The 17303-nt window shown below is 68.5% G+C and carries 17 protein-coding genes and 1 pseudogene; 10 read left to right on the plus strand and 8 right to left on the minus strand.

What is annotated here, in order from left to right; translation table 11 throughout:
• Positions 1-62: 62 nt before the first annotated feature.
• Positions 63-938: an alpha/beta fold hydrolase gene (locus tag FB475_RS06670; RefSeq protein WP_238331997.1), complete on the minus strand. Its 876-nt coding sequence runs from the start codon at positions 936-938 to the stop codon at positions 63-65.
• An 81-nt stretch (positions 939-1019) separates the two neighbouring features.
• Here FB475_RS06670 and ligD point away from each other — a divergent pair, with 81 nt between their 5' ends.
• From ligD to FB475_RS06695, 5 genes are all read left to right on the plus strand, one after another.
• Entirely contained in the window at positions 1020-1949 is a 930-nt protein-coding gene (gene ligD / locus FB475_RS06675; protein ID WP_141853521.1) for a non-homologous end-joining DNA ligase, read from the plus strand.
• Positions 1950-1965: 16 nt separating this feature from the next.
• The gene (locus FB475_RS06680; protein WP_141853523.1) at positions 1966-2178 is read left to right on the plus strand and encodes a hypothetical protein; all 213 of its coding nucleotides are present in this window, start codon (positions 1966-1968) and stop codon (positions 2176-2178) included.
• Between the two features lie 155 nt (positions 2179-2333).
• Positions 2334-2963 carry a TetR/AcrR family transcriptional regulator gene (locus FB475_RS06685; protein WP_141853525.1) on the plus strand — a complete coding sequence of 210 codons (630 nt, stop codon included), beginning with the start codon at positions 2334-2336 and terminating at the stop codon, positions 2961-2963.
• A 103-nt stretch (positions 2964-3066) separates the two neighbouring features.
• Positions 3067-3294: a DUF3107 domain-containing protein gene (locus FB475_RS06690; protein ID WP_141853527.1), complete on the plus strand. Its 228-nt coding sequence runs from the start codon at positions 3067-3069 to the stop codon at positions 3292-3294.
• A 143-nt stretch (positions 3295-3437) separates the two neighbouring features.
• The gene (locus FB475_RS06695; RefSeq protein WP_185759116.1) at positions 3438-3713 is read left to right on the plus strand and encodes a GlsB/YeaQ/YmgE family stress response membrane protein; all 276 of its coding nucleotides are present in this window, start codon (positions 3438-3440) and stop codon (positions 3711-3713) included.
• Between the two features lie 99 nt (positions 3714-3812).
• On the opposite strand, the gene FB475_RS06700 is transcribed toward FB475_RS06695, so the two are convergent.
• Positions 3813-4493 carry a ferritin-like fold-containing protein gene (locus FB475_RS06700; RefSeq protein ID WP_141853529.1) on the minus strand — a complete coding sequence of 227 codons (681 nt, stop codon included), beginning with the start codon at positions 4491-4493 and terminating at the stop codon, positions 3813-3815.
• Positions 4494-4874: 381 nt separating this feature from the next.
• Here FB475_RS06700 and FB475_RS06710 point away from each other — a divergent pair.
• Positions 4875-6125: pseudogene (locus FB475_RS06710) on the plus strand (DEAD/DEAH box helicase); the annotation flags it as partial.
• Positions 6126-9330: 3205 nt separating this feature from the next.
• On the plus strand, positions 9331-9975 hold the full coding sequence (locus FB475_RS06720; protein WP_238332263.1) for a DUF4349 domain-containing protein: 645 nt from the start codon (positions 9331-9333) through the stop codon (positions 9973-9975).
• On the opposite strand, the gene FB475_RS06725 is transcribed toward FB475_RS06720, so the two are convergent.
• Positions 9969-10721 (minus strand): ParA family protein, encoded by a 753-nt coding sequence (locus FB475_RS06725; protein ID WP_141853533.1) that lies wholly within the window; start codon positions 10719-10721, stop codon positions 9969-9971. The two genes, FB475_RS06720 and FB475_RS06725, sit on opposite strands and share 7 nt — an antisense overlap.
• A 72-nt stretch (positions 10722-10793) precedes the next feature.
• Between FB475_RS06725 and FB475_RS06730 the strand changes: the two genes are divergently transcribed.
• Positions 10794-11669 carry an alpha/beta fold hydrolase gene (locus tag FB475_RS06730; RefSeq protein ID WP_141853535.1) on the plus strand — a complete coding sequence of 292 codons (876 nt, stop codon included), beginning with the start codon at positions 10794-10796 and terminating at the stop codon, positions 11667-11669.
• Positions 11670-11673: 4 nt separating this feature from the next.
• On the opposite strand, the gene FB475_RS06735 is transcribed toward FB475_RS06730, so the two are convergent.
• Together FB475_RS06735 and FB475_RS06740 are read right to left on the minus strand one after the other, a co-directional pair.
• On the minus strand, positions 11674-12702 hold the full coding sequence (locus tag FB475_RS06735; RefSeq protein ID WP_141853537.1) for a hypothetical protein: 1029 nt from the start codon (positions 12700-12702) through the stop codon (positions 11674-11676).
• Positions 12703-12718: 16 nt separating this feature from the next.
• Positions 12719-13234, minus strand: coding sequence for an RNA polymerase sigma factor (locus FB475_RS06740; RefSeq protein WP_141853539.1), 516 nt, complete (start codon positions 13232-13234; stop codon positions 12719-12721).
• A gap of 189 nt (positions 13235-13423) precedes the next feature.
• Between FB475_RS06740 and FB475_RS06745 the strand changes: the two genes are divergently transcribed.
• The gene (locus tag FB475_RS06745; RefSeq protein WP_141853541.1) at positions 13424-14224 is read left to right on the plus strand and encodes a RelA/SpoT domain-containing protein; all 801 of its coding nucleotides are present in this window, start codon (positions 13424-13426) and stop codon (positions 14222-14224) included.
• Entirely contained in the window at positions 14221-14532 is a 312-nt protein-coding gene (locus tag FB475_RS06750) for a hypothetical protein (protein WP_141853543.1), read from the plus strand. The genes FB475_RS06745 and FB475_RS06750 overlap by 4 nt, the downstream gene beginning before the upstream one ends.
• Before the next feature lie 26 nt (positions 14533-14558).
• On the opposite strand, the gene FB475_RS06755 is transcribed toward FB475_RS06750, so the two are convergent.
• From FB475_RS06755 to FB475_RS06765, 3 genes are read right to left on the minus strand one after another with little or no spacing between them, the layout of a single operon-like run.
• Positions 14559-15509 carry an ABC transporter ATP-binding protein gene (locus tag FB475_RS06755; protein ID WP_141853544.1) on the minus strand — a complete coding sequence of 317 codons (951 nt, stop codon included), beginning with the start codon at positions 15507-15509 and terminating at the stop codon, positions 14559-14561.
• A 3-nt stretch (positions 15510-15512) separates the two neighbouring features.
• The gene (locus tag FB475_RS06760) at positions 15513-16328 is read right to left on the minus strand and encodes an ABC transporter permease (protein WP_238331998.1); all 816 of its coding nucleotides are present in this window, start codon (positions 16326-16328) and stop codon (positions 15513-15515) included.
• On the minus strand, positions 16321-17118 hold the full coding sequence (locus tag FB475_RS06765; protein WP_141853546.1) for an ABC transporter permease: 798 nt from the start codon (positions 17116-17118) through the stop codon (positions 16321-16323). The genes FB475_RS06760 and FB475_RS06765 overlap by 8 nt, the downstream gene beginning before the upstream one ends.
• Positions 17119-17303: the final 185 nt, after the last annotated feature.

The raw sequence follows: 17303 nt of genomic DNA on the forward strand, positions 1-17303 counted from the left end.
CGCCCAAGTTGACCCGACGCGCCGCTCGATCGTGTCTCAGTGGAGCGTCGGAATCGACTCGATCAGGCGATCAGCTGGCGGAACGCGCGGGCCACTTGTTCCGGGTGTTCCATCTGCGCGACGTGGCCGGACTGCGGCAGGTAGAGCAGGTGTGCGTTCGGGAAGGTGCGCTGTGCCTTGGTACGGATCCGTGCGTCCACGAGACGATCCTTGCCGCCGTAGATCAGCAGCACCGGGCACTCGATCGTGGCGGCATCCGCCCACAACGAACGGCGCGGTCTGGCCAGTGACGAACGCAGGATGCTCCGGGCACCGTCGAGAGTCGCCTGCCGGCCCCACGGGTCGGTGTCGCGCCGGCGCAGTTCTTCCTCGTACGCCGCGCGTACCTCCGGCGCCAGCGCCCGCGGATCCCCGAACACCATCGCCAGCGACGCCTCGAACCGCTGCTCGAACGGCATGCGGTACGTGCGTTCCAGTACGGCACGACCGAGACGGGGCGTGGCCAGCGCGGTGAACCACAGTGCGCTGGCAGAGACCCGTGGATGCGGCAGCGCCGGCGACACGAGCGTCAGCGACGCCACGAGATCCGGACGCTGCGCGGCCAGCGCCACCGACGCCGCGCCACCCATCGAGTTACCGAACACGTGCACGGGTTCGTCGTACTCGCGCTCCAGCAGCTCTACCAGTACTGCGGCCTGCTCGGAGATCCCGGTCATCCCGGACAGCGGCGTACGACCGAAACCTGGGAGGTCGGGCGCGATGCCCCGGATCGTGTCGTTGAGCAGGTAGCCGAGCGCGGTCCAGTTCAGCGACGACCCGCCCAGCCCGTGTACGAACAGAGCAGGCGGCAGGTCCTGCTTCGCGCCGGGCAGGTCCCTGACCAGCAGCTGGACCCCCGCGACCGGCACCCGCCGCTCCGGCCACCGCTTGAGCTCCACGGGCACGCCATCCCCAGTTACTGACGCGTAACTATCCACAGGACCCATGTTAGATCCGTCTGCTGATGGAGACTGGGAGCTATGGCGGGTGCGCAGCAGCAGCTGACGACCGAGGTCGATGGGCAGACGATGAAGCTCACCAACCTCGGCAAGGTGCTGTACCCACAGACCGGGTTCACCAAGGCCGAGGTGATCGAGTACTACCACCAGGTGGCGGACGTGCTGCTGCCGCATCTGTCCGACCGGCCGCTGACCCGCAAGCGCTGGCCGGACGGCACGAACGCGTCGTTCTTCTTCGAGAAGAACGCTCCCCGCGGTACGCCGAGCTGGGTGCGCACCGAGACGCTGCCCACGCCCGGTAGCTCGACGGGCCGCGACGAGATGAGCTTCGTGGTCTGCGACGACGTACAGACCGTGGTGTGGCTGGCGAACCTGGCCGCGCTCGAGCTGCACGTCCCGCAGTGGCGCATCGGCCTGTCCGACCAGGGCAGGGACCCGCAGGCCGACCTGATCGTCTTCGACCTGGATCCAGGACCGGGAGCAAGCATTGTCGAGTGCTGCGACGTGGCGCTCGCCCTGAGACAGCTGCTGCACCACTTCGGCCTGGAGGGCTGGCCGAAGACCTCTGGCAACAAGGGCATGCACCTGTACGTACCCATCGAGCCCGCGTCGTCCAAAGCGACCAGTGCGTTCGCGAAACTGCTCGCGGAGCAGCTGGCGGAGGCCCTGCCTGAGAGTGTGACCGCCAACATGACGAAGGCGCTGCGCCCGGGCAAGGTCTTCATCGACTGGAGCCAGAACGCCAGCGCGAAGACCACGCTCGCGCCGTACTCACTACGCGGCGCCGAGGAACCGCGGGTCTCCACGCCGATCGACTGGGACGAGGTGGCCTCCGCGACCGCACCGGAGGACCTCACGTTCCTTCCGCACGACGTACTCGCCCGGATCGAGGAGTACGGCGACGTACTCGGGGAACTGTACGACGACCCGCAACCACTACCGCAGAGCTGATCGAAAGGAGAACCGGATGACCAGCGAGACCGACTACGAGGGCCCGGGCGACTTCGAGAACCTGCCCGACGACGCGCCCGAGGCGGATGTACTCGAGCAACGTCAGGCCTCGACCGTCGTGGACGACCGGTCCGATGCCGAACCGCTGCCGGCCGAGGCCGATCCCGCGGACGTCGAGGAGCAGCGCCGCGGCCTCGACGGCACCGACGACGAGGACGGGTACCGCTGAGCGACCGGATCGTTACGACGTTGGAACGCCTTCGGTCTACCACGATGGAACCTCGCCCGGCGGGGAAGCTACTGGCCGGGAGGACTGCTGGGTAGGATTCGTGGAACGACCTGACGGCCGACCGCCGCCGGAGAGCACCATCGAAGGAGCCCGACGTGTCGACGACCCCGGAGACCGCACCCAAGCGCGGCAGCCGCCTGCCCCGGCTGGCGCGTCGCGCACAACTGCTCGAGGCGGCCCAGGAAGTCTTCGTCGCGAACGGGTACCACGCCGCCGCGATGGACGACATCGCCGACCGGGCCGGTGTGTCGAAGCCGGTCCTCTACCAGCACTTCCCCGGCAAGCTCGAGCTGTACCTGGCGCTGCTCGACACGTCCTGCGACGCGATCGTCGCCTCCGTGCAGGACGCGCTGAAGTCGACCGAGGACAACAAGCTCCGGGTCGCGGCCACCATGCACGCGTTCTACGACTACGTGGCGAACGCGCAGGGTGCGTTCCGGCTGGTGTTCGAGTCCGACCTGACCAACGAGCCGGCCGTCCGGGAACGGGTCGACCGGGTCACGCACGCCTGCGCCGAGGCCGTCTCCGAGGTGATCAGCGCCGACGCCGGCCTGAGCCGCGACCAGTCGATGGTGCTCGCGGTCAGCCTGGTCGGCATGGCACAGGTCAGCGCGCGGTACTGGCTCGGCGCCGGAAACCCGTCGCTCCCCCAGGAGCAGGCCGCCGACCTGGTCGCCTCGCTGGCGTGGCGCGGCATCCGCGGCTTCCCCCGTACCGACGGCTGAAGGTTCTGCTCTCGGCGGACGGGTGCGGGTCGGCGATCGGTAGCGGATAGGCTCGAAGCGTCACCGGCGAGAGCCGCCGGTCGGAGCGTGCCCGGAGGGTTTCGTGGAGGTCAAGATCGGCGTACAGCACGCCAATCGTGAGTTGGTTCTGGAGAGCGACCAGAGCCCGGAAGAGGTCCAGCAGCTGGTCGCGGACGCGCTCAGCGGGAAGACCGGTCTGCTCCAGCTGACCGACGACAAGGGCCGGAAGGTGCTGGTCCCCGCCGACCGGCTGGCCTACGTCGAGATCGGCGAGGTCTCGACCCGCAAGGTCGGCTTCGGCGCAATCTGATCGCGTTCCGGACACAGTCGCGCGTGTCCGGGTTGCAGGCGACGGCTCAGCGGGCACGATGGCGGTAGACCTGCCGCCGATTGGTCTGGTTGCTACGGGGCACCGGGCAGGCGCAGGTCAGCCATCCCTCACAAGGAGGAACCGTGTACTGGGTCTGGATGCTCATCGTCAGCCTCATCGCGGGCATCATCTTCGGGCCGCTGGCCCGGCTGGTGCTCCCCGGCAAGCAGAACATCAGCCTCGGCTGGACCATCCTCGGCGGCGGCATCGGCGCCTTCATCGGTGGTCTGATCGCAAAGCTTCTCGGAGTCAAGGACACGCCTGGCCCGGACTGGATCCAGTACCTGATCCAGATCGTCTGTGCCGCGATCGTCGTCGCCATCATCTCGGCTCGGAACAGCAGCAAAGCCCGAGCCTGACGCAGGCAGCACCACCAAACGGCCGCCACCCCACTGCGGGGAGGGCGGCCGTTGCCCTGTCTGTCGCCTTTGTCCGAGCTCAGGCCCTTTTGTCGGGGTTCAGGCTTGGAGGCCGAGGGCGGTCATCCGGGCCGTGTGTGCTTCGGTCAGGCGGGTGAACATCCGGCCGATCGCGGCCAGGTCCAGCCCGGGGCGGTCGACACTGCCCGCCAGCAGCGCGGCCAGCGAGTCACGGTCGGCGGCGATCCGCTGCGCCTGGCTGAGCGCCTCGCCGACCAGCCGCCGGCCCCAGAGCGCCAGCCGGCCGCCGAGCTTCGGGTCCTCCTCGATCGCGGCCCGGACCCGGTCCACCACGAACTCGGCCTGCCCGGACTCCGCGAACACCTCGAGCACCAGCGCCCGCGTCTCCGCGTCCACGAACGACGAGATCTCCCGGTAGAAGTCGTTCGCCAGGCCGTCCCCGACGTACGCCTTCACCAGCCCCTCGAGCCAGTCCGACGGTGCGGTGTGGTCGTGAAACGCGTCCAGCGGCGTGACGAACGGCCGCATCGCCTCCATCGGGTCCACGCCGAGCTCGACCAGCCGGTCGCGGAGCCGCTGGAAGTGGCCGAACTCGGTGGTCGCCAGCGCCGCCAGCTCCGCCTTGTCGTCCAGCGTCGGCGCGAGTTTCGCGTCCTCGGCCATCCGTTCGAAAGCGGTCAGCTCGCCGTACGCGAGCACCCCCAGCAGATCCACCGCCGCGGCCCGGTAGGCGGGATCATCAAAGGCCGTCTGCTCCATGCCCGGCACCCTATCGGGCCTGGCGCGACAGGGTGTGCAAAAGCAGCGAACAGAAAATTGCGCAGGAGAGGGGTTGCCCCGGGGACTTCCGCGTGGTGGCGCATGCCACACCGGACGGCGTTGACAGCTCGTGCGGTTACACTGGTGGGCGATTCGCCGGTGACGCGCCCACATGGGCAAGCTGGTGCGAGGTGCTTGCACAGTGTCCCCGCGCCTCACGACGGGGCTGTCCGGCCCCAGGCGCCCGGCCACAGAGCATCTGTCCGCACAAGCATGTGAGAGGCGATCAGCCTGACCACCTTCCGAGAGCTCGGGGTACTCCCCGAGATCTGCGACGCACTCGACCGCGTCGGCATCGTCGAACCCTTCCCGATCCAGGAGATGACCCTCCCGGTGGCCCTGATGGGCACCGATCTGATCGGCCAGGCCCGTACCGGTACCGGCAAGACCCTCGGCTTCGGCATCCCGTTGCTGCAGCGCACGATCGCGCCGCACGAGCCCGACTACGCCGAGGTCGCCCCCGGCAAGCCCCAGGCGCTCGTCGTCACTCCCACCCGGGAGCTGACGATCCAGGTCGCCAAGGACCTCCAGACCGCCTCCACCGTCCGCAACGTGCGGATCCTGACCATCTACGGCGGCGTCGCGTACGACCCGCAGCTGGACGCCCTGAAGAAAGGCGTCGACGTCGTCGTCGGTACGCCGGGACGCCTGCTGGACCTGGCCGATCGCGGTGTCCTCGACCTCGGCCACATCAAGGTGCTGGTCCTCGACGAGGCCGACGAGATGCTCGACCTGGGCTTCCTGCCCGACGTCGAGCGGATCCTCCGCAAGACGCCCGAGCTCCGGCAGACGATGTTGTTCTCGGCAACGATGCCGTCGGCCGTGATCGGCCTGGCGCGCACCCACATGCGGCACCCGCTGAACATCCGCGCGGAGTCGCACGAGGACACCCAGATGGTGCCGACCACGGCCCAGTTCGTTTACCGCGCCCACGATCTCGACAAGCCCGAGGTCGTGGCCCGGATCCTGCAGGCCGAGGACCGCGGCCGGGTGATGATCTTCTGCCGCACCAAGCGCGAGGCGTCCCGGCTCACCGACGACCTGCAGGACCGCGGGTTCAAGGCGGCCGCGATCCACGGCGACCTGAACCAGCAGGCGCGCGAGCGGGCGCTGACCCGGTTCCGCGGCGACAAAGTCGACGTACTGATCTGTACCGACGTCGCCGCCCGCGGGATCGACGTCGAGGGTGTCACGCACGTCATCAACAACACCTGCCCCGAAGACGAGAAGGCCTACATCCACCGGATCGGCCGCACCGGGCGCGCGGGGGCGAGCGGTATCGCCGTCACCTTCGTCGACTGGCCGGACCTGACCCGGTGGAAGGTGATCAACAAGGCCCTCGACCTGCCGTACGAGGACCCGCAGGAGATCTACTCCACGTCGCCGGAGCTGTACCACGACCTCGGCATCCCGTCCGAGGCCAAGGGCCGCATCCGCGCCGCCCGCGACCCGCACGAAACCCGCGAAGCACGCGACTCCCGCGGCCGCCACGACCGCACCGACCGCTCGGACCGCAACTCCGACCGCACCGACCGCGCTGACCGGACCGAGCGTTCCGAGCGGGATGGTCGTTCGGACCGCGCGGACCGTTCCGAGCGGGACGGCCGCTTCGAGCGCGACGGCGAACGTTCGGGCCGCAACCGCAAGCGCAACCGCACCCGAAAGCGCACCCGCGCCGGCCAGCCGGTCGAGGAACTCGCGGACGTAACCACCAACACCGAGGTAACCGCGGTCGTCTCCGACACCACCGAGGACCAGGCCCGCAAGCCCCGCAAACGCAAGCGCAACCGCAACCGCAAACCCGGCAGCGCCCAACCAACCCTCCAGCCGACCGACGCGTCCACGCCGACCGGCGACCCGACCGACGCACCCACGCGGACCGCCGAGCCAAGCGGCGCGCCCACGGGGACCGGCAAGGCGACCGGTGCATCCACGCGGACCGCCGAGCCGAACGGCGCACCCACGCGAACCGGCAAGCCGAGCGGCACACACACGCGAATCGGCGAGCCGAGCGGCACACGCACGCGAACCGGCGAGCCGACCGACGCACCCAACCGGACCGGCGAGCCGAGCGGCGCATCCCCCGCTACCAGCGAGCCGGGCGCACAAGTCTCGGACCCGGACACGGGCACCACCACGACGTCCGCACAGCCGACGACGTCCGCACAGTCGACGACGCCGAGCACCAGCGCCACGGAACCGACCACCCAGTCGGCCGAGCCGACCGCACCGGCTGCCAAGCGGACCGCGCAAGACTCCCAGGTGACCGCCCCGGCTCCTGAGGTGACTACCCCGGCCTCCGCGGCGGCCACACGTACCACTGAGCCGCCCACGGGCCAGGCAGCACAGGCCGCACAGCCAGCCACTGCTGCACCTGAGGCGAGCACTCCCGCGGGTCAGCCGAGCACACCCGCAGCTGAGCCGACGCCGTCGACTGCCGACCGCCCGGCCAAGCGCACCCGCACCCGCAAGACGCCCCAAGCAACCAGCTCCGCCCCCGAGGCACCCGCCGACACGGCACCTGCCACTGACACGGCTGAGGTGGCGCCGGCCAAGCAGTCGCGTACTCGGAAGGCTGCTGCTGTTGAGCCGGAGGCGGACGCTCCGGTGAAGCAGGCTCGCAAGAGCACGGCTACCAAGAGCACTGCAGCCAAGACCGCGACTGCCAAGAAGGCTCCCGCCAAGACCACTACGGCGAAGAGCCCCGCGAGCAAGAGCGCTGCAAGCAAGAGCACTCCGGCCAAGAGCACCACGACCAAGAAGGCTCCGGCCAAGGCCACGACGGCAAAGAAGGCAGCCGCCGGGGCCACCACGGCCAAGAAGGCAGCTGCCAAGAGCACCACGGCTCAGAAGGCTCCGACCAAGGCCACCACCGCCAAGAAGGCACCGGCGAAGACCGCCGCGGTCAAGAAGGCAACTGCCAAGAGCACGACGGCTGAGAAGGCACCGGCTAAGGCCGCCACCGCTAAGAAGGCACCCGCCAAGAGCACAACCGCTAAGAGCGCGGTCGCGAAGAAGGCTGCGGCTAGCGGTGGCGCAAGCAAGAGCACGACGGCTAAGAAGGCTCCGGCCAAGGCCACCACCGCCAAGAAGGCACCCGCGAAGATCGCCACGGTTAAGAAGGCAACCGCCAACAAGACCGTGACGGCTAAGAAGGCGCCCGCCAAGACAGCCACGGCTAAGAAGGCGCCCGCCAAGACAGCCACGGCTAAGAAGGCAGCTGCCAAGGCCACCACCGCCAAGAAGGCACCTGCGCAGACCGCTGCGGTTAGGAAGGCGCCCGCCAAGACCGTGACGGCCAAGAAGGCGCCCGCCAAGACAGCCACCGCCAAGAAGGCTCCGGCCAAGAGCGCGGTGAGCAAGAAAGCTACGGCGAAGAAGGTGGCAGTGAAGGCGCCGGCAAAGAAGGCACCCGCCAGCAAGGTCGTGGCCAAGAAGGCAACCGCCGGCAAGGCCGTAGCCAAGAAGGCGACCGCGAAGAAGGCTGTGGTTAAGAAGGCGACGGCTCGGAGGTAGCGGGCGCGGAGGCCTCGCGTCGGCTGCCGGAATGTTTCTGATGAGGCAGCGGGCGCGGGGCCTCCGCCTCGGCTGTGGAACGTTCTCGGTGAGGTAGCGGGCGCCGGGGGCCTCCGCACCGGCTGTGGGAATAGTTGCTGACGAGGTAGCGGGCGCGGTGCCTCCGCCTCGGCTCTGGAAATAGTTTCTGATGAGGCAGCGGGCGCGGGGGTTCCACCTCGGCTGCCCGAACGTCTTCTGATGAGGTCAGCAGACACGCGCGTTCCACCTCGGCTGCCGGAACGTTTTCTGATGAGGCAGCGGGCGGCTGGGCTCCGTTTCGGCTGCCGGGATCTTTCTGACGAGGCAGCGGGCGCGGGGGCTCCGCCTCGGCTGCCGGAACGTCTTCTGATGAGGCAGCAGACACGCGCGTTCCACCTCGGCTGCCGGAACGTTTTCTGATGAGGCAGCGGGCGGCTGGGCTCCGTTTCGGCTGCCGGGATCTTTCTGACGCGGCAGCGGGGCGTGGGACCTCCGCCTCGGCTGCCGGGATCCTTCTGACGCGGCAGCGGGCGCGGGACCTCCGCCTCGGCTGCCGGGATCCTTCTGACGCGGCAGCGGGCGCGGGACCTCCGCCTCGGCTGCCGGGATGTTTCTGATGCGGCAGCGGGGCGTGGGGCCTCCGGCTCGGCTGCCGGGATCTTTCTGATGCGGCAGCGGGCGCGGGGGCTCCGCCTCGGCTGCCGGGATCTTTCCGATGAAGCAGCGGGCGCGGGAGCTCCGCCTCGGCCGCCGGGATGTTTCTGATGAGGTAGCGGGGGCGCGGGGCCTGCGGTTTGCCGTGCATCGGATCGGGGCGAGGCACGGAGGTCGGTTCGTAGGGGTTCGACGAGGTGGATCGGGGGCGGACGTTTTCTGATGGTGATGTGGGGGTGCAACATCCGGGGGCTGGTGGGCCGTCCTAGGGCGGTAACCACTAGAGAGGGGCTGGGTGATGGGGCGGATCAGGGCGGTTGCTGGTGTGGTGGTCGCTGTGGGGGTTTTGGGGCTTGCCGGGTGTGGGGCCTCGGGTAAGGGGCATGAGAGCAGTGGGGCGGCCAAGCAGGACTCTGGGGAGACGGCTGCGCAGCCGCAGGCACCTGCGGTGGGGAAGCCGGCGGGAACAGCAGGACAAGGGAACTCCGCGGGCGCAACGGGCAGTCAGGGTGGGGACGATCCGACGATTACGCGGGCGATCGTCAAGACCGGTTCGCTGACCGTCGAAGGTGACGATGTGTCCGCGATGCGGCAGAAGGCCGTCACCGCGGTCGCCGGTCTCAACGGTCAGGTGGCATCCGAGGACACCGGCAGCGACCCCGACGGCAACATCACCCAGTCGAACCTGGTACTCAAAATCCCCACCAAGTCGTTCGAGACAGCGATCCAGCAACTCTCCGAGCTCGGCAAACGCCTGCAGATCCACCAGGACTCCGAGGACGTCACCGAGCAGGTGGTGGACGTAGCGAGCCGCATCCAGTCCCAGCGCGCCAGCCTCGAGCGCATGCGCGTACTGATGACAAAAGCCAACACCATCGGCGACATCGTCTCGGTCGAGAGCGAACTGACCCGTCGAGAAGCCGACCTCGAAGCCCTGCTGGCCAAACAGAAGAACCTCGCCCTGCAGACAGACCTGGCCACCCTCACGCTCACCCTCACGGAGAAGGGCAAGCCCGCGGTGAAGACCGAGCCCAAGAAGGCCACTGGCTTCCTGGCAGGCCTCAAGGGCGGCTGGCACGCGTTCACCGCAGTCTTCTCCGCACTGGCGACCGCCCTCGGCGCGCTCCTCCCGTTCCTCATCCTGCTGGCGATCATCGTCCTGCCGCTCTGGCGTTTCCGCCACAAGCTACGCCGGCAGCCGGCCGGTCAGCAAAGCCCAGCCAGTCAGTGAAGCAACGCGTCGGCCAACGCCCGGTACGCCTTCGCACCGGGCGAGGCCGGCGCCGTACTCAGCACGGTCTCCCCGATCGCCGGCGCCTCCGCGAACCGGATCGACTTCGGGATCGCCGGCTGCAGCACCTCCAGCGAGTACGTGTCCGCGATCCCCTCCAGTACGGCGCGCGCATGCGTCGTACGCCCGTCGTACAACGTCGGAAGCACCCCGAGCACCCGTAGTTCCGGGTTCGTCAGCCGCTGTACGTCGTACACGGTGTCAAGTAGTTGCCCTACGCCACGATGTGCCAGCGTCTCGCACTGCAAGGGAATCAGTACGTCGGACGCCGCGGACAGACCGTTCACCGTGAGCAGCCCGAGCGTCGGCGGGCAGTCCACGACGATCCAGTCGTACGACGCACGCAGCGGGCGCAACGCCGTACGCAGCACCTGCTCCGGTTCACTCTCCCGGGCCAGCTGCACCTCGGCCGTGGCGAGAGTGATCGTCGCGGGCAACAGGTCCGGCGCGTCCTCGAACTCGATCAGCACGTCGCGCGCCCGGACACCGCCGAGCAGCACATGATGCACCGACTTGTCCAGGTCCTCCGGGTCGATGCCGACCGAGAACGTGAGGCAGGCCTGCGGGTCCAGGTCGACCAGCAGCACCCGCTGACCGCGCTCGGCCAGGGCTGCCCCGAGGGTGGCGACGGTGGTCGTCTTGGCCACGCCGCCCTTCTGATTGGCGACCGCGAGAGTGCGAGGCACCCGGCCATTGTGCCGTACCCGGGAACGATGCCTGCCACCTGTGGTCCGGGCGAGCGGTTACCCTCTTTACTTGTGAGTACGCCGCGTACGTTGACGCTGCCCGACGGGGTGCACCCCGAGACACTCGAGACCGAGCGGGGCGCGTTCGCCACGCTGACCGCCATACCCTCCATCGGCACGCCCCTGGGCACGGTGCTGCTCGTCCCGGGGTGGACGGGGAGCAAGGAGGACTTCACACCGCTCGTGGACCACCTGTGCCGGTACGGGTGGCGCACGGTTGCCGTCGACCAGCGCGGGCAGTACGAGACCACCGGCCCGGCCGACAAGTCGGCGTACTCGCTGGCTGAGCTCGGCGCGGACGTGGTCGCGATGAGCAAGGCACTCGGCGGCTACAGCCAGCTGGTCGGGCACTCGTTCGGCGGATTGGTGGCGCGCGAGGCCGTGCTGACGGATCCCTCGGTGTTCTCGTCCATCAGCCTGCTCTGCTCGGGCCCCGCCGCGTTCACCGACGAGGCGACCGTGCAGAGCCTGCAGATGATGGCGTTCGGTCTGGAGAACCTCCCGATCGAGCAGGTGTACGACCTGAAGCTCGACCACGACAGCAAGACCCCTGGGTACGTCGCTCCGCCCGCGGACGTCGCGGCGTTCCTACGGAAGCGGTTCACGAGCAACGTACCGACGAGCCTTGCCGAGATCACCCGGCGGCTGACGGACGCCGAGGACAAGACCGAGCTGCTGGCGAAGTCCGGCGTACGTGCGCAGGTGCTGCACGGCGAGACCGATGACGGCTGGCCGCTCGCGGCACAGCAGGCGATGGCCGCCGTACTCGGTGTCGAGGTGGAGGTCATCCCCGACGCCGGGCACTCACCGGCGATCGACCAGCCCGCGAAGACCGCCCGGCTGCTCGTGGACTTCTTCCACGACTACCCGAACCTCCGGACGGTCTGAGCGCTCAGCGGACCGGGGTGACCTGTGGGTCGAAAGCGAGCAGGTTCAGGCCGATCGGCGCCAGCGCGTCCTTGACCTGCTGGGTGTAGGCCAGCAGGGAGACGGTGGCCGGGCCGCCGGTCATGCCGGCACCGGCGGTCATGTAGATGCCGAGGTTCTTCGCGTCGACCTTGCTGGACAGCTCGTTGGTGACCCGCTCCTCGTCGGCGCGACTCATCAGGACCGGCGTGACGCAGAGGTTCCCGGAGTACACCTTCTCCAATGCTGTGCGGAACGCGGCGAGGTCGCCGTGCGCAACGCCGACCATCATCACGACCGGGGCGTTGCGGCTGGTGCCGTTCGGGTAGTAGGTGATCGGGCCGTATGCCTGGTCGGCGTGCGCGGCGAGGAACGCGGTCACCGCCGGGGACGCGACGTTGCTCGGCTTCGGCTGCCAGCCGCCCGCGGGAGCGGCGCACGGGAGCTTCGGGAGCGGCATCGGCTGCGGCGCGGTGGCCGCGGTCTGTTCCTTGACGTCGATCGAGCGGTTGCCCCAGATCCCTGTCAGGGTTGCGTGTCCGGTCCGTACGCCCTTGATCGTGGTGAGGTCGGGGATGCGGTCCAGGTCGACGCCGTTGAGGGCGACCGAGAACTCGGCAGGGCAGCTCGGGGCGGGTTCCTTGCCCTTCGGGTAGCCAATGGCGGCGACGGCGAGCGGCGCGCAGAACACGGGGGTCTTGCCGGGTACGGCGATCACCTGGCCGCTGACGCGCACCTTGTCGCCACGTTTCACCAGGAGTGCATCGCTGGTGTTGTCCGCCGGCTGGGCGGCTGGGGCCGGCACGGTGCCACTCGCGTCGTTGTGGTTCGGGAGTACGGCGAGGAGGCCGGCGGCGATCACAGCGACGGAGGCGGCGGCCAGGGCGGGGATCCAGCTCTTGCGCTTGCCGTGTACGACGTGTTCGAGGTCGGGCTCGGGCGGCAGTTCCTGGTCGGCGCGCCAGCGGGCGCCGGCCCGGTTGAGCAGGTCGTCCATCTCGTCGACGGGGTTCATCGCACAGCCTCCACGGTCATTCGCTGACTTCCAGGACGACCCGGAGCCGGGCCCGGGCGTCGGACAACGTCGACTTCACGGTGCCTTCGGAGCACCCCATCACCGCGGCCGTCTCGGCGATCGACAGGTCCGCGAAGTAGTAGCAGTCCACCGCGAGCCGCTGCCGCGCGGGCAACGCCTGTACGGCGTCCTCGACGTCCATCCGGGCGTCCAGGTCGGGACGACGGCTCTCGTCGTCCGGGAGGAGCACGAGGCCGCGGTGGGTACGGCGTACCGCTTTGCGGGCCTGGTCCGCGGTGATCGCGAGCAGCCAGGCGGACGGCGTACCGCGGGATTCGTCGTACTGCGACCGCTTGGCCCACGCCCGCGCGAGCGCCTCCTGGACGACGTCGTCCCGGTCCGCACCGACCGCGAGCCGCGCCGCCAACCGGGCCATCGCCCCCAGATGCGGCCGCACCCACTCGACGAACGCACCCGCGTCCCCCGGCGGCCCGAGAACCCCGACCACCGGCTCACCCGTCATCGTCGGCATACCTTCTCTACCCCCGATCCACCGCATCCGGTTGGGTCCCTACCCGCATCTCAACGACCCCACCACGCAGACGTCACCCACCCCACCCATTCCGTAACCCACCCGAGTTATCCACAGATCCCGAAAACCACCCCACAGCTCCCACCAACCTCCCTACGTTCGAAGAACGACAGTTCCAGGGAGAATCAGATGCCACCGCCCCCATGCGACCCCACCGCCCTCCACCAGGCGTTCGCCGCCTCCCGCCCGCTCGACTGGGGCGAGAAACAACCCACCACCGCCGAGATCACGGAGCTTCACGGCGAACGGGCCACCCGACGAAGCCTCGAGCTACTCGAGCGGACCGTCGAAGTGGAGCCGCGGGTCACGGGTGATTTCCTCAACTCGATTCCCGTCGGCACCACGCCGTACCACCTCGAGAACAGGATCAAGTCGCCGGAGTCCCTGGCCCGGAAGCTGCGCGACCAACGTCGCGCGAACAAGCGACGCCCGGTCGACGACCTGCTTCGTTACACGGTACTGACGGAATCACCCGACGACCTCGTCGCGGCAACACTCGACACAGCGGACGCGCTTGCGACGCACGGCTGGCGGGTTGACTATGCGATGCACTCCTACACCGAGGGGTCGCGCTACAAAGGCCTCCACGCCTGGCTCCGCACTCCGGACATCGAACGGGTGGAGGTCCAGTGGCACTCGAGGGCCTCTGCGCGCGTCAAGGAGCTCACCACCTCGTGGTACGAAGTCGAACGCAGCGCCACAGCGACTGATTCGGAGCGGACCGCCGCCCGGGAGAAGTGTGTGGCGGCCTCAGCAGAACTGCACACACCGCGAGGACTCGACGCCATGACGGAGCTAGGCGGACGCCAGGTGCAGGTCAAGAACTACAGTGACTCCCGGAGTACGGGTTCCGGACGCCGCGTCGCACCGGTCGAAGAGCGCCAACGGCCGGCGAAACTTCAGGATCGAGCCAAGGGGATTGCGCTGTGAAGCTCTATCTGGTGAAAGAGGACGAGCGCGAGGTTTGGGTTGCGGCGCTGGCGCATGAACACATGTACTCCTACGTCGCCAACACCGGGATGTTCCACGACAACAATGCCTTGCGCAACGACTTCTACATGGAGCGGGACTTCCGGTACGAGCCGATCGGGGCCGCCGAAGCCCGGCGGTTGATCGGTGACGGCGTGGGCAGCCTCGATGAAGAGGAGGACGCCGACGCCCTGGCAGAGTGGCGCTCCGACACGAATGCCCTCGCAGCCGCCGACGTGTTGTCGATGGCTGCTGGGTTCGACGAGTAGGCCGGCCTGGCGACTGCCGGACCGAGTCAGGTCGCGGTCGTGTAGAGCTGGGTGATGACTGATTCGATGGTGGGTTCGGAGAGGGATAGGTCTACTAGGGGGTAGTTGGCGGCTAGTTGGGTTAGGAGGGGGGCGGCGCTGGTTGTGGTGGGGAAGGTTAGGTGTTGGCGGGGGCCGTCGACCTTGACGACCGTGGCGCCGGGGATGTTGATGGGAGGTAGAGAGGTGGCCAGGTCTACTACCAGGGTGCGTGGGGCTGACTGGCTCGACTTCAGTTGGTCGAGGGTGCCGTCGAAGATCTGGTGGCCGTGGTCGATGACCATGACGCGCGTGCAGAGGGCTTCGATGTCGTCGAGGTCGTGGGTGGTCAGGATGATCGTGGTGCGGCGGAGGGTGTTGACCTCGGCGAGGAATTCGCGCAGCCGGGCCTTGCTGATCACGTCCAGGCCGATGGTCGGCTCGTCCAGGTAGACGATCTCCGGATCGTGGAGCAGGGCGGCGGCGATGTCGCCGCGCATGCGTTGGCCCAGCGACAGCTGGCGGACCGGGACGTCCAGCAGGTCGCCGAGGTCCAGGAGTTCGACGAACGTCGCCAGGTTCGCGCGATGGCGTTCGGCGGGTACGCCGTACATCTTCTGCAGCACCGCGAACGAATCCTTGAGCGGCAGGTCCCACCACAGCGTCGTGCGTTGGCCGAAGACCACGCCGATCCGCTTCGCCAGCTTCAGCCGGTGCCGTGACGGGTCGACGCCTGCCACCCGGATCGTTCCGCCGGACGGCACCAGGATTCCGGTCAGCATCTTGATCGTGGTGGACTTCCCGGCGCCGTTCGGCCCGATGTACCCGACCACTTCCCCGGGCTCGACGGTGAACGACAACCCGTCCACCGCGCGCACCTCCCGGCTGGTACGGCGGAACCCGGTACGCGACCGTACCGTGAACGATCGCGTCACGTCCGACAACTCGATGACAGACACAGCTCAGCTCCCTGTACTGCGATAGCGACGAAGGCCGGCCCGCCACGCGAGCGACGCGACCCCGACCATGAGCGCGGCCACCACCGGCGACAGCAGCCCGATCCAGGACGGCATCCCGAGCGGCGCCGGTTTACCCAGGACGAACAGCACCGGGTAGTAGTTGACAAAGGCAAGCGGTACGACGAACGTCACGGCCCGCACGATCTCCTTGCCGAAGACCGTCAACGGGAACTGGGTCAGCGCCTGCCCGCCGTACGTGACCGAATTCGCCAGCTCCGCCGAGTCGATCGCGACGAACTGGAACGCGGCGCCGAGCACGAACAGCGCCGCGAAGATCACCGTGCCGGTGATCATCGAAACCACCAGCATGATGCCGCGGGCAACTGTCCAGTCGATGTCGACCTTACTCAGGGCGAACACCAGTACGGTCCCGGCTTGCAACGGTCGGCCCAACCGGCGCAGTGCGAACCCGTCGGCCGCGGCCTGCAGGAAGGCCGGTACCGGCCGGATCAGGTACGCGTCGAACGCGCCGGTCCGGATCCGTTCGCCGACCCGTTCGATCGACCCGGTGAGCAGGTCGGCGAGCCCGAGCGCGGTCGAGGACGTTGCGTAGAGCAACGCCATCTCGCCGAGCGCGAACCCGCCGAACGCGGTGATGTGGCTGAACATGATCAGCACCGCGACGAAATCGGTCAGCGTGACCAGCGTCGAACCGATCAGCATCATCACGAACGACGCCGGGTAGGCCAGCACCGACCGGATCCACATCACGATCAACAGCCAGTACTGCGCCGGCGCTCGCAACACACGCTCAACCACCCTGGATCACGACCTTCCGGGTCGCCAGCGTGGTGGCGAGTTGCCCGGCCAGGACCAGTACGAGCAACCAGCCGAACTGGAACAGCAGGGCCGCGCCGGTGCCGCCCGGGTTCCGCCCGAGCCAGATGTCGATCGGGACCTGCATCGTCGCGGCCCACGGTGTCGCGCGGGCGATCACGCCGAGCCAGCCCGGGAACGCGACCAGCGGCAGGATCGTCCCGGCGAAGAACAGCGACAGCACCAGCGCGAGCTGCTCCATCCCGCGCGAGTCGGTGATCCAGAACCCGGACAGCGCGACCAGGTACCGGATCGCGAAGCTGACCATGATCCCGAGCAGCAGCCCGAGCGCGACAAGCGGCCAGAGCGCCACAGTCGAAGGAAACTTGAGATCGAAGACCAGGGAACCGACGAGCAACGGCGCTCCGCCGCGGGCGAGCAGTTCGAACGACGCGCGCCCGAGGTCGACCGACAGCCACCACAGCAACAGGTGTGTCGGCCGGTACAGGTCGACCGCGATCGCGCCGCTGCGGACCCGCTCCCCCAGTTCGTTCGTCGTGGTCGCGCCGAAGATCCCGACCGGCACCAGCATCCCCTGCTGCAACCACACGAACGTCAGGGCGTCCGGTACGTCGTACCCGCCGAGCCCGGGCCGTTCGTGCCAGAGCGTCAGGTACACGCCGCAGAGGATGAAGCCGAAGACCGAGTTCGTGAAAATGCCCGACACGGTGGCGATCCGGTACGTCGAGAACCGCCGGAACGACCGTACGGCGATCGCCCAGTAGACACCCACCACTACCTCCTCTCGCACACGTTGGCGTGGTGTCCGGGAAGCACAGTCCTTGTCACAGGGCACGCGGAACCACCCCGGTTCCATGAGGACCCCGGGGGTTCGGACACCACTGTGAAGACGTGGTTGAACCACGCCGATTGTCAAGGGCAGAAGAGGGACGGTACGCCGCCGTCCGAGCAACCGTC

Origin of the sequence: Kribbella jejuensis, assembly GCF_006715085.1 — a bacterium.
Taxonomy (GTDB): Bacteria; Actinomycetota; Actinomycetes; order Propionibacteriales; family Kribbellaceae; genus Kribbella; species Kribbella jejuensis.